At 71.2% G+C, this 23,020-nt stretch carries 24 protein-coding genes; 14 read left to right on the top strand and 10 right to left on the bottom strand.

The window, feature by feature from the left end; genetic code table 11:
- Window positions 1-90 precede the first annotated feature (90 nt).
- From AB0J58_RS24820 to AB0J58_RS24785, 8 genes are all read left to right on the top strand, one after another.
- Window positions 91-687 (top strand): hypothetical protein, encoded by a 597-nt coding sequence (locus tag AB0J58_RS24820; RefSeq protein ID WP_364219349.1) that lies wholly within the window; start codon window positions 91-93, stop codon window positions 685-687.
- Window positions 688-722: 35 nt separating this feature from the next.
- Window positions 723-1,076 carry a cupin domain-containing protein gene (locus AB0J58_RS24815; protein WP_364219346.1) on the top strand — a complete coding sequence of 118 codons (354 nt, stop codon included), beginning with the start codon at window positions 723-725 and terminating at the stop codon, window positions 1,074-1,076.
- 135 nt (window positions 1,077-1,211) lie between these two features.
- Window positions 1,212-2,291 carry an adenosine deaminase gene (locus tag AB0J58_RS24810; RefSeq protein WP_343967989.1) on the top strand — a complete coding sequence of 360 codons (1,080 nt, stop codon included), beginning with the start codon at window positions 1,212-1,214 and terminating at the stop codon, window positions 2,289-2,291.
- Window positions 2,292-2,323: 32 nt separating this feature from the next.
- Window positions 2,324-2,959: a hypothetical protein gene (locus tag AB0J58_RS24805; RefSeq protein ID WP_364219343.1), complete on the top strand. Its 636-nt coding sequence runs from the start codon at window positions 2,324-2,326 to the stop codon at window positions 2,957-2,959.
- Window positions 2,960-3,273: 314 nt separating this feature from the next.
- On the top strand, window positions 3,274-3,441 hold the full coding sequence (locus tag AB0J58_RS24800; protein ID WP_364219341.1) for a hypothetical protein: 168 nt from the start codon (window positions 3,274-3,276) through the stop codon (window positions 3,439-3,441).
- On the top strand, window positions 3,438-4,415 hold the full coding sequence (locus AB0J58_RS24795) for an ABC transporter substrate-binding protein (protein ID WP_364219338.1): 978 nt from the start codon (window positions 3,438-3,440) through the stop codon (window positions 4,413-4,415). Before AB0J58_RS24800 ends, AB0J58_RS24795 begins: the two co-directional genes overlap by 4 nt.
- A gap of 104 nt (window positions 4,416-4,519) precedes the next feature.
- Window positions 4,520-5,521 carry an iron ABC transporter permease gene (locus tag AB0J58_RS24790; RefSeq protein ID WP_364219355.1) on the top strand — a complete coding sequence of 334 codons (1,002 nt, stop codon included), beginning with the start codon at window positions 4,520-4,522 and terminating at the stop codon, window positions 5,519-5,521.
- Window positions 5,518-6,273: a heme ABC transporter ATP-binding protein gene (locus AB0J58_RS24785; protein WP_364219335.1), complete on the top strand. Its 756-nt coding sequence runs from the start codon at window positions 5,518-5,520 to the stop codon at window positions 6,271-6,273. Before AB0J58_RS24790 ends, AB0J58_RS24785 begins: the two co-directional genes overlap by 4 nt.
- A gap of 30 nt (window positions 6,274-6,303) precedes the next feature.
- On the opposite strand, the gene AB0J58_RS24780 is transcribed toward AB0J58_RS24785, so the two are convergent.
- From AB0J58_RS24780 to AB0J58_RS24755, 6 genes are all read right to left on the bottom strand, one after another.
- Window positions 6,304-7,959, bottom strand: a complete 1,656-nt coding sequence (locus AB0J58_RS24780; RefSeq protein WP_364219332.1) for a phospho-sugar mutase — start codon at window positions 7,957-7,959, stop codon at window positions 6,304-6,306.
- A gap of 154 nt (window positions 7,960-8,113) precedes the next feature.
- Window positions 8,114-8,917, bottom strand: a complete 804-nt coding sequence (locus tag AB0J58_RS24775) for a purine-nucleoside phosphorylase (protein ID WP_364219329.1) — start codon at window positions 8,915-8,917, stop codon at window positions 8,114-8,116.
- 275 nt (window positions 8,918-9,192) lie between these two features.
- Window positions 9,193-10,989, bottom strand: coding sequence for a hypothetical protein (locus AB0J58_RS24770; RefSeq protein WP_364219327.1), 1,797 nt, complete (start codon window positions 10,987-10,989; stop codon window positions 9,193-9,195).
- Window positions 10,990-11,250: 261 nt separating this feature from the next.
- Entirely contained in the window at window positions 11,251-11,373 is a 123-nt protein-coding gene (locus AB0J58_RS24765; RefSeq protein WP_364219352.1) for an AbfB domain-containing protein, read from the bottom strand.
- 17 nt (window positions 11,374-11,390) lie between these two features.
- On the bottom strand, window positions 11,391-11,561 hold the full coding sequence (locus AB0J58_RS24760; RefSeq protein ID WP_364219324.1) for a hypothetical protein: 171 nt from the start codon (window positions 11,559-11,561) through the stop codon (window positions 11,391-11,393).
- A 53-nt stretch (window positions 11,562-11,614) separates the two neighbouring features.
- Window positions 11,615-12,859 carry a transposase gene (locus tag AB0J58_RS24755; protein ID WP_364219321.1) on the bottom strand — a complete coding sequence of 415 codons (1,245 nt, stop codon included), beginning with the start codon at window positions 12,857-12,859 and terminating at the stop codon, window positions 11,615-11,617.
- 58 nt (window positions 12,860-12,917) lie between these two features.
- Between AB0J58_RS24755 and AB0J58_RS24750 the strand changes: the two genes are divergently transcribed.
- From AB0J58_RS24750 to AB0J58_RS24740, 3 genes are all read left to right on the top strand, one after another.
- Window positions 12,918-13,079, top strand: a complete 162-nt coding sequence (locus tag AB0J58_RS24750) for a type II toxin-antitoxin system prevent-host-death family antitoxin (protein WP_364219318.1) — start codon at window positions 12,918-12,920, stop codon at window positions 13,077-13,079.
- 296 nt (window positions 13,080-13,375) lie between these two features.
- Complete coding sequence (gene ccmA / locus AB0J58_RS24745) at window positions 13,376-14,002, top strand: heme ABC exporter ATP-binding protein CcmA (RefSeq protein WP_364219315.1); 627 nt, start codon at window positions 13,376-13,378, stop codon at window positions 14,000-14,002.
- The gene (locus AB0J58_RS24740) at window positions 13,999-15,546 is read left to right on the top strand and encodes a DUF6297 family protein (RefSeq protein ID WP_364219312.1); all 1,548 of its coding nucleotides are present in this window, start codon (window positions 13,999-14,001) and stop codon (window positions 15,544-15,546) included. The genes ccmA and AB0J58_RS24740 overlap by 4 nt, the downstream gene beginning before the upstream one ends.
- A 92-nt stretch (window positions 15,547-15,638) precedes the next feature.
- Here AB0J58_RS24740 and AB0J58_RS24735 read toward each other — a convergent pair whose 3' ends face one another.
- Complete coding sequence (locus AB0J58_RS24735) at window positions 15,639-16,091, bottom strand: gamma-glutamylcyclotransferase (protein WP_343975228.1); 453 nt, start codon at window positions 16,089-16,091, stop codon at window positions 15,639-15,641.
- 153 nt (window positions 16,092-16,244) lie between these two features.
- Here AB0J58_RS24735 and AB0J58_RS24730 point away from each other — a divergent pair, with 153 nt between their 5' ends.
- Both AB0J58_RS24730 and AB0J58_RS24725 read left to right on the top strand, forming a co-directional pair.
- Window positions 16,245-17,639 carry an NAD(P)H-quinone dehydrogenase gene (locus tag AB0J58_RS24730; RefSeq protein WP_343975231.1) on the top strand — a complete coding sequence of 465 codons (1,395 nt, stop codon included), beginning with the start codon at window positions 16,245-16,247 and terminating at the stop codon, window positions 17,637-17,639.
- Window positions 17,640-17,721: 82 nt separating this feature from the next.
- Entirely contained in the window at window positions 17,722-19,029 is a 1,308-nt protein-coding gene (locus AB0J58_RS24725; protein WP_364219309.1) for a hypothetical protein, read from the top strand.
- A 55-nt stretch (window positions 19,030-19,084) separates the two neighbouring features.
- Here the strand turns inward: AB0J58_RS24725 and AB0J58_RS24720 are convergent, their stop codons facing one another.
- Together AB0J58_RS24720 and AB0J58_RS24715 are read right to left on the bottom strand one after the other, a co-directional pair.
- Window positions 19,085-20,281, bottom strand: coding sequence for a pentapeptide repeat-containing protein (locus tag AB0J58_RS24720; protein ID WP_364219306.1), 1,197 nt, complete (start codon window positions 20,279-20,281; stop codon window positions 19,085-19,087).
- A gap of 133 nt (window positions 20,282-20,414) precedes the next feature.
- On the bottom strand, window positions 20,415-20,813 hold the full coding sequence (locus AB0J58_RS24715) for a VOC family protein (protein ID WP_364219303.1): 399 nt from the start codon (window positions 20,811-20,813) through the stop codon (window positions 20,415-20,417).
- A 562-nt stretch (window positions 20,814-21,375) separates the two neighbouring features.
- Here AB0J58_RS24715 and AB0J58_RS24710 point away from each other — a divergent pair.
- Window positions 21,376-22,266, top strand: coding sequence for an IclR family transcriptional regulator (locus AB0J58_RS24710; protein ID WP_364219300.1), 891 nt, complete (start codon window positions 21,376-21,378; stop codon window positions 22,264-22,266).
- A gap of 22 nt (window positions 22,267-22,288) precedes the next feature.
- On the opposite strand, the gene AB0J58_RS24705 is transcribed toward AB0J58_RS24710, so the two are convergent.
- Window positions 22,289-22,888 (bottom strand): flavin reductase family protein, encoded by a 600-nt coding sequence (locus AB0J58_RS24705; RefSeq protein ID WP_364219297.1) that lies wholly within the window; start codon window positions 22,886-22,888, stop codon window positions 22,289-22,291.
- Window positions 22,889-23,020 lie beyond the last annotated feature (132 nt).

The following is a 23,020-nucleotide window of genomic DNA, read 5'->3' as shown; positions in this document are numbered from 1 at the left end:
TCGGTACGGCGGAACGCCTGCCCCTGCCCTGCTCCGCAGGAGTCCGAATCCTCCCCCGCCTGAAGGCGGGGGTCTCCACGGAGGTATCTGATGAACCGCACCCTCGTTCCTCTCGCGTTCGTTCCGCTCTTCCTGCTGGCCGGCTGCGGCCAGGACCCGCAGACCGCGCCGTCGTCATCGTCACCCCCGTCCTCGGGCGCTCCGGCGACCACGGGCCCCGCCGCCACGCCCTCCGCCGCGCCGGCCGGGCTGCGGCCCCCGACGAGCACCAAGGAGATCGAGGTCGAGCGCACCGCCGTCGCCTCGCCGACCGTCACCGGGGCCAGGTTCGGCCGGCACCAGGGGTTCGACCGGGTGGTGATCGACCTGAACGGAGACGTGCCCGGCTACACGGCGCGCTGGGTGCCCGAGCTCGTCCAGGACGGCTCCGGCGATCGGATCGACGTCAAGGGCGGGGCCTACCTCCAGCTGACGATGAGCCCCGCCATCGCGCACACCGAGGCGGGCAAGCCGAGCTGGACGGGCGGGCCGATCTTCCAGGCACAGCTCGGCAACGTGCAGAGCGTGGTCAAGACGGGGGACTTCGAGGGAGTGGTGAGCGTGGGCATCGTCCTCGACCACAGAGCGCCGTTCCGGGTGCTGGAGCAGAAGAGCCCCAACCGGCTGGTCGTCGACGTCGCGCACTGAGCGGCGCACCCCGTGACCAGTGACAGACTGGTCTGATGGTACGCAAAATCGACAGCGCGACGCGGATTCCCGTTCCGGGCGGCAAGACGATCGACGAATACGTCGGCCGGGTCAACAGCGGCGACGACCGGATCTCGATCGCACGGATGACCGCCCCGGCGGGCTGGGAGGAGCCCGCCCAGACCCCGGAGTTCGCCGAGTACACCCTGGTGCTCAAAGGCACGGTGATCGTGGAGCACGACGGGGGCGTCACCGAGGTCGGCGCGGGACAGGTGTTCACCTGCGAGCCGGGGGAGCGGATCCGTTACCGCTCGGGGCCGGACGGCGCCGAGTACGTCGCCGTCTGCCTGCCCGCCTTCTCCCCCGAGACCGCCAACCGCGACGACTAGCCGCCCCGCACGACGTCGACCAGGTCCGTGGCACCGGGACGGACCGGTCGTGAACACGTCACCCGAGACACGTGGGACCGTCACGCACTCCGTCCCCGTGACTAAAGTCGAGGTCTCCCCGCTGGAAGGATGTAGATGAGTCAGCCACCCACTTTTGAGCAGATCCGCCTGGCTCCGAAGGTGTTGCTCCACGACCACCTCGACGGGGGGCTCCGGCCGGAGAGCATCATCGAGCTGGCCCGCGAGTCGGGCTACGACAGGCTGCCGGCGACCGACGCCGACAGCCTGCGCGCCTGGTTCAGGGAGGCCGCCGACTCCGGTTCGCTGGTGCGCTACCTGGAGACCTTCGACCACACGGTCGGCGTCATGCAGACGCGCGAGTCGCTGGTCAGGGTCGCCGCCGAGTGTGCCGAGGACCTGGCCGACGACGGCATCGTCTACGCCGAGGTGCGCTACGCGCCCGAGCAGCACACCTCCAGGGGGCTGAGCCTCGAAGAGGTCATCGAGGCGGTCCAGGAGGGCTTCAGGGCCGGTTCCGAGGGGCGGGGCATCCGGGTGGGCACCCTGCTCACCGCGATGCGTCACCAGGCCAGGTCCATGGAGATCGCCGAGCTGGCGGTCCGTTACCGCGACGCCGGGGTGGTCGGGTTCGACATCGCCGGCGCGGAGGCGGGCTACCCTCCCACCCGTCACCTCGACGCCTTCGAATACCTCCAGCGGGAGAACGCCCACTTCACCATCCACGCCGGTGAGGCCTTCGGCCTGCCGTCGATCTGGCAGGCGATCCAGTGGTGCGGCGCGGACCGGCTCGGTCACGGCGTCCGGATCATCGACGACATCTCCGTCTCCGACGACGGGGAGCCCAAGCTGGGCCGCCTGGCGGCCTACGTCAGGGACAAGCGCATCCCGCTGGAGATGTGCCCGACGTCCAACCTGCAGACCGGCGCGGCGGCCTCCATCGCCGAGCACCCGATCGGCCTGCTGCGCCGCCTGAACTTCCGGGTGACCGTCAACACCGACAACCGGTTGATGAGCGGTACGAGCCTCTCCGAGGAGTTCGCCAAGCTGTCGGAGGCGTTCGGTTACGACTGGGACGACATGCTGTGGTTCACGGTCAACGCCATGAAGTCCGCGTTCCTGCCGTTCGACGAGCGGCTGGCGCTCATCAACGGCGTCATCAAGCCCGGTTTCGCGCGCCTCAAGTGGCAGGCGTGACCGGGTTCGTACGAGTGAAGTGAGCTTTTTCCATGAAGCAGGTGTTCCGCTCCAACTTCGCGATGATCGTCGGCTGGCTCTGGATGGTGTTCGCCGCGGCCAACGCGGTGGATCTGGTCGTCCGCTACAACGGTCGTCTCTCGATGGTCGCCGCGGCGGTGCTGGGGGTGCTGACCGCGCTGGTCTTCGTCACCTGCCTGCGCCCGATGATCGTCATGTCCGAGGAGGGGGTGCTGGTCCGCAACCCGCTGCGGAACGCGTTCGTGCCCTGGAGCGGAGTGGACGAGGTCACGGTCTCGCACTCGATCACGATCGCCTCCGGCGACCAGAAGGTCCGCTGCTGGGTGCCGCAGACCTCGGCTCGTGAGCGGGCGGCGGCGGTCCGCAGGGGAAAGCCCGCGCCGGGGCGGGGCCGCTTCAGGACCGAGCCGGTCCGCTCGAAGGCCGAGCAGGTCGCGGCCGAGGCGATGGCGGGCAAGACCCACGCCGACTGGGTGGCCGAACAGATCACCGAACGCGCCGAGGCGGCCAGGCGCACGGCTTCGTTGACCCCTTCCGAGGAGGGGACCGGCGCCGCGTCCGGTGGGTTCACGACGGCCTGGGCGCCGAGCGCCCTGGTCGCCCTGGTGCTCGCGTTGGTTCTCGTGGTCGCCGCCTCCGTCGTCTGACGGTTCCTCCCACGGCCGGTGCGGGCCGCCCCCTCCGAGCGGCCCGAGGCCGCCGGAGGGGGCGGCCGTTCCGGCCCGCCCCGACACGTCGCGACCGGCGGGCCGTCCATCGCGATGCCTCGAACCCGGTGGACCACCCGCCGTGAGCGGTGCGGCGCCCGTCGTGGTGCTTCGAATGCCCCCAAAGGGTGATATGGGCGACTCATCCTTTTTCTGGCCTTATGTCTTGACGCCCGAAGGATGGCATGGTTAGGTCAGGCTTACCTAACTGAGTTTAGGCTTACCTTAACTTTGACGCGAGATGGCCCGGAAGCATGCCTCTGGAACGTGCCAAGGCGTCCGTCTGCCGGCGGCCCGCCGAGTTCGCGGGTCTCCCGGCCGAGCCGCCGCTCGACGACGGTGGTGCCACGTTCCGCGGTACGGCGGACGTCAGGGTCGGCGAGCCCGTCGATGTGCGGGCCCACAGAAAGGCAGAAGCGTGAAGCGCGGTTTGATCGCCCTACTGGCGGCGGGAACGGTCGCCCTGGCCGGATGCGGGAACACGACGGAGAGCTCGGCGGAAGCCGCACCCGCGGCGTCGGCCCCGGCCGCCTCTACGGCCCCCGCGGCCCAGGGGCTTCCGGTGACCGTGCGGTCCGCGGACGGATCCAGCGTCGAGGTCAAGGACGCTTCGAAGATCATCCCGCTGACCGGCGACGTGGCCGAGATCGTGTTCGCGCTGGGCCTGGCCGACCACGTCGTGGGGGTGGACCTGTCCGCGGCGGGGCTGCCCGAGGCGCGGCAGAAGCCGCAGGTCGGCTACCAGCGCGCGCTGGCGGCCGAGGGCATCCTCTCGCTCAAGCCGACCGTGCTCCTCGGCACCGAGGAGGCCGGTCCGCCGCCGGTCATCGAGCAGCTCAAGGCGGCCGGGATCCCCGTCGTCATGGTGCCCTCCGGCTCCGGTGGCGTGGACGAGGTCCCCGCCAAGATCGAGCTCATCGGCAAGGCGCTCGGTGTGCCGGACAAGGGCGCCGAGCTGGCGGCCAAGGCCAAGTCCGAGATCGACGCGGCCAGGGCCAAGGCGGCGGCCGCGGGCGCGGAGAGGCCCCGGGTCGCCTTCCTCTACCTGCGCGGCCAGTCCAACACCTACCAGATCGGCGGAACGGGCACCCGCGCCGACGCCATGATCGCCGCCGCCGGAGGCGAGGACGCGGGCACCGGCGCCGGCGTCCAAGGGTTCAAGCCGGTCACCGCCGAGGCCATGGTGAAGGCCGCCCCCGACCACATCCTGGTGATGAAGGCGGGCCTGGAGTCGGTCGGCGGCGTGGACGGCCTGCTCAAGCTGCCCGGCGTCGCCGAAACCCCGGCCGGCAGGAACAAGCGGATCGTTTCGCTGGACGACCTGGAACTGCTCGGTATGGGCCCGCGCACCGGGCAGGCCATCGACAAGCTCGTCACGGCCTTCCAGGCGAAGTGAACGCCGTGCGGACCGCGGCGGAGGCGTCCCACAGCGCACCCGCCGCCGCCCGCGGCCAGACCGGGGGGACGCCCGCGCGGCCGTCCGCGCCCCGGCCCGGCCGCGTGGTGCTCAGGAAGGTGCTGATCCCCGCCCTGGCGGTGCTGCTCGCCACGCTCTGCGTCGCGTCGGCGGGGATCGGCGCCGTCCCGGTCCCCTTCGGGGAGGTGGCCGCCTCGATCTTCGGTGGCTCGGGACCGCACGACGCGGTGCTCTGGCAGATCCGCTTCCCGCGCGTGGTGCTCTCCGTGCTCATCGGGGCCGCGCTCGGCGTCGCCGGGGCCGCCATGCAGGGCGTCTTCGGCAACCCGCTCGCCGAACCCGGCGTCATCGGCGTCTCCTCCGGCGCGGCCGTCGGTGCGGTCAGCGCGATCGTGCTGGGCGTGAGCGCCTTCGGGGGGTGGTCGGTGACCGTGGCCGCCTTCCTCGGCGGTCTGATCGCCACCTTCGCCGTCTACCTGTTCTCCCGGTCCGCAGGCAGGACCGAGGTGGTCACCCTGGTCCTCACCGGTATCGCGATCAATGCCATCGCCGGGGCGATCGTCGGCCTGCTGACCTTTCTGGCCGACGACGCCCAACTCCGCTCGATCTCCTTCTGGAGCCTGGGCAGCCTCGGCGGCGCGACCTGGCCGGTGGTCGCGGCGGTCGCCCTGTTCACCGTGGCGGGGCTGGTACTGATCCCCTTCTTCGCGCGAGCGCTGGACGTACTGGCGCTGGGGGAGCGCGGGGCCCGGCATCTGGGGGTGGACACCGAGCGGGTCCGCGTCGGGGTGATCCTGCTGGCCGCGCTGCTGACCGGCGCCGCCGTCGCGGCCGCCGGGATCATCGGCTTCGTCGGCCTGGTCGTCCCGCACCTCATCCGGCTGGCCGCCGGGCCGGGGCACCGTGTCCTGCTGCCCGCCTCGGCGTTGGCCGGAGCGGTCGTGCTGCTCGCGGCCGACCTGGCGGCCCGGACGCTGGCGGCCCCCGCCGACCTGCCGATCGGCATGCTCACCGCGCTCATCGGCGGGCCGTTCTTCCTCTGGCTGCTCCGCCGTACCCGATCCCAGCAGGGAGGACGAGCATGATCGACGTTTCCGGGGTGTCCCTCACCGCGGGCTCCGCCCGGCTGCTCGATGACGTGTCGTTGCGGGTGACGCCCGGCGAACTGGTGGCGATCGCCGGGCCGAACGGCGCGGGCAAGTCGTCGCTGCTGTCCGTCCTGGCCGGGGACGTACCCGCGACACGCGGTGCGGTCACCCTGGCCGGCCGACCGATGCGCGCGCTGCGCCCGGCCGCGCTGGCACGGCTGCGCGCGGTGCTGCCGCAGCGGGTCACGCTGGCCTTCTCGTTCACCGTCGCCGAGGTGGTCGCCATGGGCCTGTACGGCTCCCGCCGTCCCGCCCACGAGGAGGAGGAGATCCTCACCTGGGCCATGGAGGTGACCGACGTCGCGCACCTGGCCGGGCGGATCTACCCCACCCTGTCGGGCGGTGAGCAGGCCCGGGTCTCACTGGCCAGGGTCCTGGTGCAAAGCGCCCCGATCGTGCTGTTGGACGAGCCGACCGCGGCCCTGGACCTGCGCCACCAGGAACAGGTCATGTGCGTCGCCCGTGAGCGGGCGGTGGCGGGGGACGCGGTGGTGGTCGTCCTGCACGATCTCAACCTCGCGGCCGCCTACGCCGACCGGGTGCTGGTCATGTCCGGCGGGCGGCTCGTCGCGGACGGCCCCCCGGACCGGGTCCTGGCCTCGGAGACCCTCAGCGAGGTGTACGGCTGCGACATCGACGTCCACCGGAACGGCACCGCGTTGCTGGTCGCCCCCCGCCGCGCCGTCTGATCCCGGTCCCCGGCCTGCCGCGTCCGGTGGTCACCGTCCCGCGGTCAGGCCGAGGGCGTCGGCCAGGCCCGACTTCAGCGCGTCGAGGTCCCGCGCGGCCCGCTCCCGCGCCTCGGACACCTCACCGGTGACCGGGACCACGACCTCCAGGTAGCACTTGAGCTTGGGTTCGGTACCCGAGGGGCGGACGACGACGCGGGCGTCGCCGGACAGGCGGTAGCGCAGGCCGTCGGTGGGCGGGAGGCCGGCGGAGCCCTCGATCAGGTCGTCGGCGGACTCGACATCGCGGTCCCCGAGTCTCACCGGCGGGGTGGTGCGCAGGCGGGTCATGGCGCCGGTGATCAGGGACAGGTCGTCCACCCGGACCGAGAGCTGGGACGTGGCGTGCAGGCCGTAACGGCGAGCCTGGTCGTCGAGGAGGTCGAGCAGGGTACGGCCGTCGAGTTTGGCCTGGGCGGCCAGCCCGGCGACGGTCAGCGCCGCGCCGATACCGTCCTTGTCGTGGACGGGCAGGCCCTTGTCGGAGCCGACGCTGTACCCCAGGGCCTCCTCATAGCCGAAGACCAGCCCGTCTCCGGCCTTCATGATCCATTTGAAGCCGGTCAGGGTCTCGGCGTAGCGCACCCTGTACTCCGCGGCGATCCTGCCGAGCAGGGACGACGAGACGATGGTGGTCGCCACCAGGCGGCCCTCGCCGGAGGTCTGCCCGATCACGTGCTCGCCCAGCAGGGCGCCCACCTCGTCGCCGGTCAGCATCCGGTGGCCGCCGCCGGGCAGCGGCACACCCACCGCGCAGCGGTCCGCGTCGGGGTCGTTGGCCAGGATCAGGTCGGCGCCGATCCGCTCCGCCAGCTCCAGCGCGAGATCCATCGCGCCGGGCTCCTCCGGGTTGGGGAAGGCGACGGTGGGGAAGTCGGGGTCGGGGGCGGCCTGGGCTTCGACGACGGCCGGGGCGTCGAACCCGGCGGCGGCGAAGGCCCTGGCCAGGGTGTCGCCGCCGACGCCGTGCAGCGGGGTGTACGCCACCCGCAGCCCGCGGGCGGTGCCGATCGGGAGCGCGGTCACCGCCTCCAGGTAGGCGGTCACCACGCCGTCGTCCAGCGCGGTCCACGCGGGGTCGTCCGGGGAGCCGAGGGGCAGCTCGGAGACCGGCCCGGCCGCGTCGATGGCGGCGGAGATCTCCGCGTCGATCGGCGGCACGATCTGGGAGCCGTCGCCCCAGTAGACCTTGTAGCCGTTGTCGCGGGGCGGGTTGTGGCTCGCGGTGACCGTCACACCCGCGTCGGCGCCGAGGTGGCGGACCGCGAAGGCCAGCACGGGCGTGGGCAGCGGTGCGGGGAGGACCGAGGCGCGCAGCCCGGCCCCGGTGAGCACGGCCGCGGTGTCACAGGCGAAGACGTCGGACTTGTACCGGGCGTCGTAGCCGATCACGACGTGCCTGCCCGGACCGAGGACGCGGGCCAGACCGGCGGCGGCGCGCATGACCGTGACCCGGTTCATCCGGTTGGGGCCGGCGCCCAGCTCGCCGCGGAGCCCGGCGGTGCCGAACTCCAGCTTCGCGCCGAACCGCTCGCGCAGCGCGTCGCCGTCGCCGCGTTCCAGCAGCTCGGTCAGCTCCGCGCGCGTGTCGGGGTCGGGGTCCTGGGCCAGCCAGGAATGGGCGAGCCCCGCGAGATCGCTGCTCATCGTCACCTCTCGGGCCTGGGCCCGTCGCCGGTTGAACCCTTGCAAACAGGGTGATTCTTGAAAGCCGGGTGTTTCCCCGGAGGGAACCGATCCTCGCGTGTGGCCGGTTCCCGGGGCCGGGATGGTCCGGCCGGGGTGGTCCCGGCCGTGGGGTCTACAGCTTGCCGACGACCCTGGCCAGCAGGCCGCCCATCCGGGTGGCGGTGGCGCGGCCGACCTCCAGCACCTCCTCGTGGTTGAGCGGCTCGCCCACCAGGCCGGCGCCCGGGTTCGTGACCAGGGAGATGCCGAGCACCTCGGCGCCGCCCTCGCGGGCCGCGATCGCCTCGAGCACCGTGGACATGCCCACCATGTCGCCGCCCAGGACGCGGCACATCCGGACCTCTGCCGGGGTCTCGTACGTCGGGCCGCGGAAGGCCACGTAGACGCCTTCGGCGAGCGAGGGGTCGGCCTCGCGGGCCAGCTCGCGCAGGCGCGGAGTGTAGACGTCGGTGAGGTCGACGAAGGTGGCGCCGGTGATCGGGCTGGCACCGGTCAGGTTGATGTGGTCACTGATCAGCACCGCCTCGCCGACCTCCTGGGTCTCGGGACGCAGACCCCCGGCGGCGTTGGTCAGCACGATCGTGCCCACCCCGGCCCTGATCGCGGTCCGCACCCCGTGCACGACCGGTTCCACCCCGCGGCCCTCGTAGAGGTGGGTGCGGCCGAGGAAGATCAGCACGTTCTTACCGGACTCGGTCCGCACGGCGCGGATCCGGCCCGCGTGGCCCGCCACGGCGGGCGGCGCGAAGCCGGGCAGGTCGGTCACCGGGATCTCGGCGACCGTCTCGCCGATCGCGTCGGCGGCCGGGACCCAGCCCGAACCCATCACCAGCGCGACGTCGAAGGAGTCCAGGCCGACGGCGCCTCTCAGTACGTCCGCGGCGTCCGTGGCGAGTGCATAGGGATCATTGCTCACCTCACCGAGCGTACCGGTCGGCGGTGCTGTTCCGTCCGCTCCGTACCGCTTCCTGGGTGCCTGTCCATGATCGTCCTGACAGGTGTGTTCCGCTCCTCGCGCCGTCCCCACGTCGCGTCGGCGGGCCCTGGGGCATGGGAACAACGGAACAGGCTCTGCCGTGCCCCGTGACCCGGACGACCGCCCAGTCTCGTTCGTCGCACACCGGCGTCTCCGGCGAGCGGCCGCCCCGGGCGCGGGGGACGTTTCCGGCCCGGGGGCAGGTGCTCGTCCGCTCAGCCGGCCCTGGTGTAGAGCATGAACTGCCGCGCGTACCCCTCGTCGTCCTCCGCACTGGTGGCGAGCACCCGCTTCACCGTGCCCTTGAAGTCGATCAACACGGCTTCGTGGCCCGAGCCCTGTTCGCGCCAGGCCACGATGTGCTGGTCGTCGTACCAGCCGATGATCCGATCGGTCTCGAAAGGGATCCGGACTTTCGGTTCCCCGTCGTCGCCGGTGGTGGACCAGACGCAGACCTCCTGGGTCTCCGCGCAGTATGTGATCATCAGCGTGCCGGACGGGCTGGTGTTCTCCCCCTCGACCCAGATCGGGGCGCCCACGTCCGGCAGGGTCTGCAGTACGGTGCCCCGCAGGTCGTAGAAGCGGACCTGCCTGGTGTCCTTGGTGATCGTCCAGGTGCCGACCGCCTGGCTGTCGGCCCGCCAGAAGTAGGGCCATTCCCCTATGTCCTTGTCCTTCACCCGGACGACCGACGCCTTCTTCGTGGCGATGTCGATGATCGTGTAACCGCGGACGCGCGGCACGGTCTCGCCCTTGACCACCCCGTACAGGGTGATCAGGCCCTTGGTGCCGTCCGGCGACCAGCGCGGGTAGAGCCCGTAGAACGGCGCCTTGGCGGTCTTCACGTCGCTGACCTCCCCGGTCCTGTGGTCGATGATCGAGACGATCTCGTAGTTGTCCGTGCTGTAGGCGCGGGCCGTGGCGAGAGCGTGGGTACCCGAGGGGTTCGACGTGTAGTGGCCGTACTCGTCGTTCTTGACGAACTCATGGGTTCCGGTCCCGCGGATGTGGAGGCGGTACTCGTCTCCCGTCCCCAGGGTGTAGGAGGTCAGCCTGATCGGGTCCTCGTCACTCTCGTGGATCGTGATGGAGCTGCCCGGGAGCCTGATCTGCCGGTCCTTGGAGGGGGCCGGGGCGGTGGTCTCGCCGACCGCCCACAGGCCGTCGCCCGATCCGGGGGTGGTTCCGGCGAGGACCGCCAGCGTGATCGCCACCGTGACAAGCGTGAGCACGAGTCCGGCGCCGGCCGCGGCCCAGACACGGCGCACGCGCCTTCTCCCGCCGGAGTACGGCTTCCCCCCCTGACTCGCGGCCCCGTACGGCGGCGGGTGCCCGCCCCGGTCGTTTCGGGGCGGGAGGAGAAAGCCGTTGAGGTCCAGGGCGGTGCCACCCGCCTCCTCGGCGATCAGCAGGGCCGCCAGCTCACCTGTCGCGAGGATGTCCGGTGTGAGCGCGGCCGGATCCTCGACCTCTATCGAGTACTCGATGCCGCCGCTGTACCGGATGAAAAGCACACTGATCGGACTTGTCTCGCTTCTGAACGAGATGGTCTCATCATCGATCCAGTCGTGGAACCGCAGGCCCGGAAGCACCTCTGCCAGGAGTTCCGCCAGCCGCGGGGTGGGTATCTCGGGGCCCCCGACCACTGAGGAAAGGGTCTCGCCGGGCCTGGGCGGCGGATGCGCGCATCCGTTGAGTCGCCGGGCCAGCCCTTCGACCACGTCCCAGGGGAGGCAGGACCGCCCGCCGATGTCACGCCAGGTGTCCTCCAGTACGTAGGCCGTCCGCCACCCCGTCGGCAGGCCCGCCCGAGCGGCGAGGGACGGGGTGAGGTCGATCGGGCCGCGCAGCCGCATCTTCCGCGTCACCCGGACCCCCTTGCGGTCCTCGTACGCGATCGGGCTGCACAACCGCACGGTCTCCAGCAACAACGCCGGATCGGGCTGATAGCCGAGCAGCAGCGCCCGCCCGGCGCGTAGCCGCCTCGCCCACAAGAAATCGGCGACACCCACGTGGAAGACCCCCGGTGACCTCGGTAGTGGCTGCCATGATCGGGTGTCCGGCTTGTCGCTCACTTGTAGCCGGATTGCGTCCCGGGGCGACCGCGACGGGGAGGGCGAACGAGGTGTGCCGGAGAGGCTCGGTCAGAGGGCATCCGAGATCGCGCGGGCCAGGCCGTGCCTCCTCGCCAGGTCGGGTACGGTGAGGCCCTCGATCGCGACCACCCGGTCATCGCGGACGAGCTTCGAGGGCCTTTGCCCGGTCCCTCGCGCTCAGGCCCAGGGGGCGACGACGGTGAAGGAGCTGTCGGCGCGGAAGGTGTCCGAGTTCTGGTAGAGGTCCACCCGCAGCTCGTAGTTGTAGTGCCGGAAGTGGCGGCCGTCGGTGTGCCGGATGATGCTCGGGTCGCGGATCAGTCCCGAGGGCGGGGTGTACGCAGGCCCTCCGCCGGTGGCCGATCAAGGACGCTGACCTCGCCGGACCTCGGTGGCTGGAGACCCGCGCGGAGCAACCGGAACCCGGTCGCATCCGGCGACTCGTAGACGTACATGTGCGACTCGCTGGTGTCGGTGAAAGCCGTCATCGTTTGACGTGCTCCTCGGCCTGAAGGCCGGGGTTTCAGCCCGTGCCATGTGTTCACGCGGCATCTCTGAGGCTTCCTGCTTCATCGGCGTCCGCCACCGCGAGCGGTGGTCTTACGTCACCTCCACGGGCGTTTAACGTCTCCGCCTCCCGCCGCATCTCAGCGGCGGGTTTCCGTCCAGCGGCGACGGTTCGTCGGCCTTCGGTCAGGATGTTGCGTGCGGCGTTGACGTCGCGGTCATGGACGGCGCCGCAGGGGCAGGCCCATTCCCGCATGTCCAGCGGCATGCTGTCTCGCCGGGTGCCGCACTGCGAGCACAGCTTGGAGGAGGGGAACCATCGGTTGATCTTCGCGAAGCGGCGGCCGTACCGTTTCGCCTTGTACTCCAGCATGATCACGAACTGTGACCATCCGGCGTCGTGCACGCTCTTGGCCAGGCGGGTGCGGGCCAGGCCGGAGGTGGCAAGGTCCTCCACGTAGATCGCTTGGTTCTCACGAATCAACGTGGTGGAGAGCTTGTGTGCCCAGTCGCGGCGCGTGTCGGCCACCGTGGCGTGTACCTGGGCGACCTTCACCCTGGCCTTCTCGCGGTTCGCCGAACCCTGCTGGGTGCGGCTCAGCGCTTTGTGTGCCCTGCGGAGCCTCTTGGCCGCGCGCCGCAGAATGCGCGGGTTGGCGATCTTCTGGCCGTTGGACAGGATCGCGAAGTGGGTGAGCCCCAGGTCGATGCCGACCTCGGCCGCCGTCTCGGGCAGCGGCTCATCGCCCGTCTCTACGACGAGTGACGCAAAGTACCGGCCCGCGCTGTCCTTGATCACCGTCACCGATGACGGGTCCGAGGGGAGAGAGCGTGACCAGCGGACCGGAACATCACCGATCTTCGGCAGTCGCAGTTTCCCGCCCGCCGTGATCGAGAAGCGGGCATTCTTGGTGAACCGGATCGCCTGCTGAGAATCCTTACGCGACCGGAACCGGGGCAGGCCGACCTTCGGCCCCTTGCGTTTGCCCGACAGGGAGGCGAAGAAGTTGCGGTAGGCGGTGTTCAGGTCGGCCAGGGCCTGCTGAAGGACCACGGCCGACACCTCGCCCAGCCACGCCCGCTCCGGTGCCGCCTTGGCATGGGTGATGACCCGCTTGGACAGGTCCACGTCCGAGATGTAGGGCAAGCCGTTCTCGTGTGCTTCCCGGCGTGCGCGCAACCCGTCGTTGAACACCGTCCGTGCGCACCCGAACGCCCGAGCCAGTGACTCGCACTGACCGGCGGTCGGGTAGAGGCGGAAGTTGTACCTGAGCTGCACGGGTCAACTGTAGGTGAAGGTACATCCGCGTACCGTGACGTTCACGGAATCGGGAGAGATGAGCGCCCCCGACGCACGGGGGAAGTTCGCGGACGTCCTGAACGAGGCAGCCGTACGAGGCAAGATCACCTACATCACGAACCGAGGACGCAGGATCGCGGCGGTCGTGCCCGTGCCGATCGCGGAAGCCGCCGAACAAACGCCTGACCAGCCCGGTTGAACCGCCCGGTTCAGGGCACGCTCGCGCCCTAGAGGGCACTCCCGCGCGGGCCTTCACCCCCGGCCTGAAGGACTCTGTTGCTTAATTGCCGCCGGGCAACGTCTGGCGTCGTTATCCAGTGATGGGCACGCAGGTCGCGGCGATCGAAAACGAATTGGGCAACGGAATCCTGAAGGCCGGAGCACTGGCCCGCAATCCGGTAGCGGGTCGCCGATCCGGTCTGCCGGGTCGGTGTCTCGTTCCCGGAGATCTCCGTACCGCCAGGGGAGGCGGTGGTCGTGAACTAGGGTCGGACGGTGGCTGAATCGATCATCGTGCTCCGTGACGTGCGAGTGGAGTTGGGCGGTACTCCGATCCTGCGGGGTGTGGACCTCACGGTCGCCCGAGGCGACATCGTCGCCGTGGTCGGGGTGAACGGCGTGGGCAAGTCGACGTTGCTGCGCTGTCTCGCGGGTATCCAGCCGCCGGGGTCCGGCGAGGTCAGCGTCTTCGATCGGCCGCCGGCGGATGATTCGGACTTCTGGCGCGATGTCATCCTCGTCGGCGACGAACCGGCGTGGTACCCGGGGCTGACCGTGCGGGAACATCTGGAACTGATGCACGCCGTACACCGCTCGTCCCGTCTGGAGGTCGGGACGATCCTGGAGGTCTTCGGCCTGGCGGGGCGACGGGACATGGCGCCGCTGACGCTCTCGACCGGCCAGCGACAGCGGCTGTCGCTGGCGATGGCCCTGCTCCGGCCGAGCCGGCTGCTCCTGCTGGACGAGCCGGAGCGCGGGCTCGACGCGACGTTCAGGAGGCGGCTGGCGACCATGCTGACCGAATACGCGACGGCCGGTGGCGCCGTGGTGATGGCGACCCACGACCTCGACTTCGCCCGGGTCACCCGCGCACGCCAGATCGCGCTGGAGGCCGCCGCGTGAACGAGGTCCAGGCCGTGCGGGCCCTCGTCCGGTCGCGTGGCCGGGCACCGATGAGCTGGTCGGACCGGTACGTCGCCCTGTTCGGGCTCGCGATGGCGGCGGCGGTGCTGGGCCGGCCCATCGCCTCCGTACTCACGACCATGGCCGGTCAGGCGGATCCGTCGAGGCTCGGGGCCGGGGTGGCGCTGATCGCACTGGCCTACGCGGGCTTCCTCTCGCTCGCCCGCACGCTCGGCCCGGTCGCGCTGCCGGCCGCCGACGCCGCCTGGCTGCTGCTCTCCCCGCTCCCGCGCCGCGCCGTGCTGGGACGGAGCGCGGTGATCTTGCTGGCGATCTCCTCGCTGGTCGGCGCGGGATTGGGCCTGGCCCTGCTCGGCGTACTCGGCGCGCCGGATCAGTTCACGCCGCGGCTGGTCATCGCGGTGCTACTGGGAGTCTCGGCGGCGGTCGGCGGGATGGCGGCGGCCGTGCTGGCGCAGTCGTCCCAGCACTGGGACTCGTGGCTGCAGGGAGCGCTCGTCGTCCTCGCGATCGTGGCCGCGCTCGTGACGGTGCTGGGCAGCGGTCCGGGGCGGCACCTGCTGGTCGCCGTCGCCGACGCGCCGGTCTCGCTGGGCGCGGCCTCGACGGCGCTCTGCGGCACCGTGACCGCCCTTCTGGTACGGCGGGCGTGGGCGGCACTCGGCCGCGTCCACGCGCGTACCGTGCTGGCCGCGTCCACCCGCGCCGGCCGGGTGGCCGCCGCGACGACGGTCCTGGAGTTCGGGGCCCTGACCTGGATCGCCGAGGACGGTCACTGGCGCGGCCGCACCCTGCGCTCCCGTCCGTGGCCGGCGCCGCTGTCGTGGCCGACGCCCCGGCTCCTGCGGCCTCTGTCCGCCCCGCTGGCCCTGGCCTGGCAGGACTGGCGCAGGCTGGGGCGCCGCCCGGGCCGGCTGGCCGCCCTGCTCGCGGCGGCCGCGCTGCCCGCTCTGGCCGCCCGGGCCGCAGGCGGTCTCTCCCCGGTCGCGGTGATCCTGGTGGCCGGCGGAGCGCTGACCGCCGCGGCGGCGTGCACCACGGGTGCGCGCCGCGACGGGGAGGACCCGAGTCTGGCACGGCTCTTCGGCGTGGGCGCCCGTGCGGCGCTCACCGCACGGGCGCTGCTGCCGATGCTGCTGAGCGGCGTCTGGCTCACCCTCGCCCTGGCCGGGCTGACCGCGACGGGTGCCCTGCCCGCCGGCCCGTGGTGGCTGTTCGGCCCGCTGGCCGCGCCCGCCCTGGCCGCCGGAGCCCTGCGGATGGCCCGGCGGGGTTTCGTCGATCACTCGATGCCGGTCATCGACACTCCGGCGGGCGCCATCCCCATGGGCCCGCTCGTCTGGGCGATGACCGGCGTGGACATCGCCGCGCTCGGCTGCGCCCCCGCGCTGCTGGCGCCGGCCGTCGGGCCGTCCGCCCTCGGCGCCCTGGTGGCCGCGCAGGCGCTGTCCGGGGCGGCCGTGCTGACCGCGCTCCTGCTTCGCGCGAGGAGAGCCGCCGCAGGCAGGGCCCACCTCGGGTGAGACAGCGGTCCGGTGCAGCCTCTCCCGGGCCCCGCGATGCTTTCGGGCATGCCGCATCGCCACAGGCCCGATGTCGGGCGGTGCCGCCGGGCCTAACCTCCGAGGGAGGTGCAGGGGCGGCCGCGCAGTTCCTTGACGTAGTCGTCGGGGGCACCCGCGCGCTCGGCCGCCTCGGCCAGGATGCCGAGGTAGCGGGCCGAGGGCAGCCCGCCCTCGTAGCCGTCGAGCACGTAGAACCAGGCCAGGACCTCGCCCTCCATGGTCTGCACTCGGAGTTTGACCTTGTGATAGAGGCCACGCGCCGCGCCCTCCCACTGGTCGAGGGAGCTCTCGTCCCACTCGGGCACGTCGTAGAGGACCACGAAGACCTGCTCGGCGGCGTCCTCGACGATGGAGGCGAGGGCGCCCTCCCAGCCGAGATCGTTCCCGCCGAAGGTCAGGCGCCAGCCCTGGAGCCAGCCCGTCCCCTTGATCGGGGAGTGCGGGGCCCGCTGGGCCATCTGCTTCGGGTCCATGTTGCTGCCGTAGGCGGCGTAGACAGGCACGTTGGCCAACACTAATCGAAGATCCGCGAGACACTCACCCAGCCTCGAAGCCACGCCGATGTCTCGTGGAATTACGACGATTTTGGGGGGCTTTCGTGCTTTGAGAGGGATGCCGAGCGATGGCCGGTCGCGCCATACGGGAGAATGGGGTACGTGACGAGGATAGTGATCATTGGTGGCGGGCCCGGTGGATACGAGGCCGCGCTGGTCGCCGCCCAGTTAGGGGCCCAGGTCACCGTCGTCGAACAGGACGGCCCCGGCGGCGCCTGCGTGCTCACCGACTGCGTGCCCTCCAAGACGCTGATCGCCACCTCCGTACGCAAGCAGGCGCTTCTCGACGCCAGCATGCTCGGGGTGCACTTCACCGGCGGCCCCGACGGCGACGTCGGCGGCGTCATCGCCGACATGCCGCTGGTCAACAGGCGCGTCAAGGAGCTCGCCAAGGCGCAGTCCGCCGACATCGCCGCGCGACTGGCCGCCGAGGGCGTCGAGGTGATCAAGGCGCCGGGACGGCTGGTCGACCCGCAGGTGGTCAGGGCCGGAGACCGGACGATCCGCGCAGACGTCGTCATCGTGGCGACTGGGGCCACCCCGCGCATCCTGACCGGCGCCGAGCCCGACGGCGAGCGCATCCTCACCTGGCGGCAGCTGTACGACCTGGAGGAGCTGCCCGAGCACCTCATCGTGGTCGGCTCCGGCGTCACCGGCGCCGAGTTCGCGGGCGCCTACCGCTCGCTGGGCTCGGAGGTCACGCTCGTCTCCTCCCGCGACCGGATGATGCCCAACGAGGACGCCGACGCCGCCGAGGTCCTCGAAGAGGTCTACCGCCGCCGCGGCATGAACGTCATGGGCCGCTCCCGCGCGGAGTCCGTCAAGCGCACCGAGGACGGCGTGGTCGTCACGCTGGAGGACGGCAGGACCGCCGAGGGCAGCCACTGCCTCATGACCGTCGGCATGGTCCCCAACACCGCCGGGATCGGCCTGGAGGAGGCCGGGGTGACCCTCGACCGGGGCGGTTTCATCCAGGTCGACAAGGTCTCCCGCACCTCCGCTCCCGGCGTCTACGCGGCCGGGGACTGCACCGGGGTCCTGATGCTCGCCTCGGTCGCCGCCATGCAGGGCCGGATCGCCGTCTGGCACGCCCTCGGCGAGGCCGTGCAGCCGCTCCGCCTGGCCACCGTGGCCTCCGCCATCTTCACCGACCCCGAGATCGCCGCGGTGGGCGTCGCCGAGCGGGCGATCGAGGCCGGCGAGATCGAGGCCAACATCGTCAAGCTGCCGCTGGCCACCAACGCCCGCGCCAAGATGCAGGGTTTCAACGACGGCTTCGTGAAGCTGTTCTGCCGCCCGCACACCGGCATCGTCCTCGGCGGCGTGGTGGTCGCCCCCCGCGCCTCGGAACTGATCCTGGCGGTCTCGGTGGCCGTGCAGCAGCGCCTGACCGTCGACCAGGTCGCGCACACCTTCGCGGTCTACCCCTCCCTGTCCGGCTCCGTCACCGAGGCCGCCCGCCGCCTCATGCAGCCCATGACCCCCAGCGGCATCTGACCCGGCCGCCACAGGTTCACCCGGCTTCGCCCGTCCCCGGAGCGACCTGTGGCGGGCCACGTCACCGGACTAAGATCAGCGGATGTCCAAGCCGTGGTCGACGACGCGTCGGGTGCTGCGCTGGGCGCGTCGGCTGGTCGCCGTCGTGGTCAGTGTCTGCGCGCTGGTGGGGGCGGTGCGGCTGGTCGTGCCCGCCACCGCGGGGACGGCCGGTGAACCGGCCGGGGTCCGGCGGCAGCTGACGTTCCTGCGCGCCGCGCTGGACGGCGGGGCCGGTGACGAGGCACAGCGGCTGTTCCCCGAGGGGTACTTCTTCCTGCACGTGCTGTACGGCCTGAGCTGGGCCGAGATCGGGATACGCGAACCGGCCGGCGAGCGGTCGGCGGCACTGCGGGAGGCGCGGTGGGCGCTGGAGCGGCTGGACTCGCCGTCCGGCCGCGAACCGTTCAGCCAGGACCTCGCCCCCTCGTACGGCGTCTTCTACCGGGGCTGGAGCAACTGGCTGCGCGGTCAGGTGCTGAGCCTGCAACCGGCCGGGCGGCGCGATCCGGGCGAGCTGCGCCGGTTCGCCGACGACTCCGCCGCGCTCGGCGCGGCGTTCGACGCCTCGGCGTCGCCGTACCTGACGGCCTACCCGGGGCAGGCGTGGCCGGTCGACTCGACCGTGGCGATGGCGTCGCTGCGGCTGCACGACACGCTGCTGCCGGCCCGGTTCGCCGGGACCGCCGAGCGGTGGCTGCGGGAGGTACGCCGTCGGCTCGATCCGCGTACCGGGCTGCTCCCGCACCGGGCCGACCCCGACACCGGCGAGGTCGCCGAGGTGGCCAGGGGGACCTCGCAGAGCGTCATCCACCGTTTCCTCATCGACATCGACCCGGTCTTCGCCGCCGAGCAGTACCTGCGCTTCCGTGACGCCTACGTCGTCTCGCCGCTCGGCCTCGGACCCGCGGTACGGGAGTACCCCGACGGCCTGGACGGTCCGGCCGACGTCGACTCGGGGCCGCTCCCGCTCGGGGTGAGCCTGTCGGCCACCGCGGTCACCCTCGGCGCCGCCCAGGTCCACGGCGACGCGCCGCTCGCCGAGGCGCTGGCCGGCTACGGCGAGCTGGCCGGCCTGCCGCTCGACACTCCCTGGACCAAGCGGTACGCCTTCGGCCTGCTCCCGATCGGCGACGCCTTCCTGGCCTGGTCGAAGACCGCCAAGCCCTGGGTGACACCCACCCCGTCCCCGCCGTCGGCGAGCATCTCGTGGTGGTGGCGGATACCGCTGCTGTCGCTGCTGGCCGTCCTCGGCGTCGCACCGTGGCTGCCCGCCCTGGTACGCCGTCGTCGACTCGGCCGTGGAGAACCGGGTGACTCCGATCCGCGGATCCTCGGTTCGGGCACCTGACTCACCCCTGCCCGAACCCGTGCGCTCCCGATCGCCGCCGTCCTGCCGAACAGCGTCAGCGGACGCGGGCGCGGAGGCGGGCGAGGGCCGCTCTGCCGTCCTGGACGGCTCGGGCCACGAAGTGCAGTTCCTCCTCGCGGCGGGCGATCGACAGGGCCTGCTTGGCGGCCTCGTAGGCGTCGAGCGCGTGCCGCCAGTCGTGGTCGGCGGTCATACCGCCGCGCCCGCTGACCTGGAACTCGTAGTCGAGCTGGTCGATCTCCTCGCCCAGCCGGGTGATGTCCTCCTCGGCGCCGCGCCGCGCCACGGCGAACCGCGCGGCGCGCCGGGTCCGTTGCTGGGCGCTGACGCCCCAGGCCACCACGGTCAGTGCCAGGCCCACCGCGCTGAGCACGACCATGACGAGCCCCACGGACGGACCGACGCTTCGCGCGGGTTCCGCCTGTGGAATGTCCGCCTCCTCCGCCTTCTCGGTCTGGGAGGTGGGCAGCGAGGTCGGCAGCGGGACGGTCAGGCCCGTGGGGGTGCCCTTGGCGCCGGTGAGGTCGACGTCGTCGGCCTGGATGAAGGACGCCCCCTGGACCAGCGCGCCGGTGAAGTCGGCGCCGTCCAGCTCCGCCTGGGTGAACTCGGCCTCGCTCACGTCGGCGTACTTGAACGTCGCGTTGCGCAGGTTCGACTGGCTCAGTTTCGCCTCGCGGAGCTTGGCCCGGGTGAAGTCGGCCTTGCGGGCCTTGAGCTGACCGGGGGTGCTCTCGTCGAGGTCGGCGTCGATCAGCTTGGCGGCGGTGAAGTTGACCTGGGTCAGCTCGGCCCTGGTCAGCTTCGCCCCGGTCAGATTCGCGTACGGGAACTCCGCCTGCCCGGCCTCCGCGTCGACCAGGATCGCGTTCCGCAGGTCGGCGTGGTCGGCGTGCATCTGGCCCAGCTCGGCCTCGGTGAGGTCGGCACCCCGCAGGTCGGCGTACTTCAGCCTGGCCTGGGTGAGATTGGCCTGCTTGAGCGAGGCGTCGCGCAGGATCGCTCCGGTGAGGTCCTTCTGGATGAGTTCCACGCCGTTCAGCTTCGCCCCGGTCAGGTTGGCGCAGCGCAGGTCGGCGGGGAGCTGGGCACCTCCGGTGAAGTCCCTTCCCCGCAGATTGGCACCCTGACCGGGCCTGCACGGCCCGGCCGAGGCCTGGGCGGGTGAGATCACCGTCCCTGACAGCGCGAAGACCGCGACAGCGAGGGCCAGGGGGATGGGACGACGCACGGGGAAGCCTCCTTCACAGCGGCCCCGATCGTGTCAGTGGATCATTGCATTCCGCTAGATGCCCGCTTGCACCTTTTATTGCAGATGTTCGCGCCGGGACCTGCTTTCGCGGCGTGGCGGCCGGTGTCCGCGTTCAGGCCGGCCCGAGCAGGTCCCATCGGTTGCCGGCGATGTCGAGGAAGACGGCGATCCGCCCGTAGGGCTCGGTGCGCGGCGCGGTCACGAACTCCACGCCGGCCGTCGTCATCCGCGCGTGGGCGGCGTCGAAGTCGTCCACCCGCAGGAAGAGTCCCACCCGCCCGGCGAACTGCTCCCCGACGACGGCGGCCTGGTGTTCCCCGTCCGCGCGGGCGAGCAGGATGCCGGTCTCACCTCCCGGCGGCCGGACCACGACCCACCGCTTCGGGCGGCCGTCGTTCGTCGACGACGGCGAGTCCTCGACCAGCTCGAAGCCCAGGGCGCCGGTGAAGAACTCGATGGCCCGGTCGTAGTCCGCCACGACGATCGCCACCAGATCGATCCGCATCTTCATGATCGTAGGGCCTGCCGGCGGCTTGCGTGGACGAGTTCTCGAACACGTATCCCCATGACCGGCGAGGGGACCGCGCGTTTACCTGACAGATGGGTCGCTTCCTCGTCATGGTTTCCCGCCGGTGCCGACGATCCATCTGAACGACGTTCGCTGTGTCGTGACCAGTGGGGGCGGCCCGGCTGGGCCGTCATCGACGGGACGCTCCGAGGGCCGTCTCAGCTAAACACGCTGCTGAGAGGCGGTCAAGCGAGGGGCTTGCTTACCCGGGTTTGTTGCGGAGGTATGACGGTGTTGTGTCCGTTGACGCACTTATTGGCCACATGTTACACATGGCAGGAATCTGATTCGGCGCACTGCCACGCTCCGCGGCGTAGCGAGCGGCCTCTCGCAACCCGGGGCTCCTCGCGGAAATCTTCCCGGTGTAGGGGGGCTCGGGCTCCCGTGCCCATAGGGCAAATCGAACAAAAAGTATCATTCGGTGATCTTTCTCCCTCTCTTCCCTGTCGCTCATCCCGTTGCTACATTTCGAAACAAGAATTCATTTCAGTTTTGGGGAGATGTGATGACCGCTCTCTCTGACCTTGGCCACGCCGCGTCCGCGCGGCGAGAGCTCCCGCCCTCGATGGTCGAGCGGATGACGCTGATCATCGACGCGTTCGACGGCCGTTTCAGCCACCTCACGCTGGAAGACGTGGCTAGGTGCACTCACCTGCCGCGCTCGACGGCGCATCGCATCCTTGACCAACTCGTACGACTGAACTGGCTGGAGCATTCGTCCTTCGGCTACAGCCTGGGCAAGCGGGCGCTCGGGATCGGCGGGGGCGACGGCAGCCACGGCGAGGTCCGAGAGGCCGCCGCGCCGCTGCTGCACGACCTGCAGATGAGAACCAGGATGGTCGTCCATCTGGCGGTCCTGGACGGCTCAGAGGTCTTCTACCTGGACAAGGTCGGCGGGCGGTTCGCCCTGTCCGTGCCCTCCCGAGTCGGCGGCCGTGCTCCGGCGCACTCCACCGCGCTGGGCAAGGCGATCCTCGCCTGGTTGGAGCCCGAGCGGGTCGAGGAACTGGTCGGAGGCAAGGTAAGCCGGCTCACCAGCCGCACCATCGGCGACATCGGCACCCTGCACCAGGAGCTGAACCGTATCCGGCAGCGCCAAGGGCTGGCCTTCGAACGGGGCGAGAACGTCCCCAGCATCTCGTGTGCGGCCGCGGCGATCCGAGGTCACGAGGGCCCGGTGGCGAGCATCTCTCTCGTCGGCGACGCCCGTACGCCGCTGGAGAACGTTGCCCCGCTGGTGGTCGACGCGGCACGGCAGGCCTCGCTCGCCCTTTTCCCGGATCTGGACAGCCAGCGGGGGCGATCCCGTCAAGCCGCCCGGGTGCCGGACTGCAACTGGTCACCGGAGACCATGAACCGATTGCTCACCATGGGCGAGAGCGACGGCTGGCTGTGATCCGCACGGCCCGTCGTCATTCTCAAGCCCGATCCCGGTCCCACTGATCCGCCCAGCCCCACAGACCGGGAGCGAACAGCGCCTGTTCGGCGTCCGTCTCATGGTCGATGCCGAACCGTCCGCGGAAGAACACCATGGGACGCCGCCCGGCGTTCCGCTCCACCTCCAGTACCCGACCGATCACCACGTCGTGATCCCCGGCGATGTGCACGTCGACGACCTCGGCGTGGACGCGCAGGAGCACATCGCGCAGCGCCGGCGTGCCCCACCGGGACAGCTCCCAGCCGAGCTCGTCGTACTTCCTGCCCTTGCTGGAGCCGAACCGGCCGCAGAGGTCGGACTGCTCTTCGCCCAGCACGTTCACGCTGAACCTCCCGGACTTCCTGATTCTCGGCCAGGTGCGGCTGCTGTGGTCGGCACAGAAAAGGATCAACGGTGGTTCGAGGGACACCGACGCGAACGCCTGGCACGCGAATCCCACCGGCTCTCCGCCGTCGATGCCGGTGATGACCGTCACGCCGCTCGCGAACATGCCCATCGCCTGCCGCATCTCCGCGGGATCGGGCGGAGCCACGCCGGCGGGATCCGGAGTGATCGAGGGGCGGGCGGTCTCGGCTGTCATGCGTTTCACCTCAGATGACGTCGGACGCCGCCCCGTTGGCGGCTACGGGCGACGAAGTTACGGACCTCCGGCGGACTTCACCGAGGCCGGATCCCGCTGAGCGGAAGGGGTGCGGGGCGCGGCCCGGCGCCC

This window comes from Streptosporangium sp. NPDC049644 (genome assembly GCF_040675205.1).
Lineage (GTDB): Bacteria > Actinomycetota > Actinomycetes > Streptosporangiales > Streptosporangiaceae > Streptosporangium > Streptosporangium fukuiense.
Note: the sequence above shows the minus strand (reverse complement) of the source record. Positions and strands in the feature narration are given on the sequence as shown.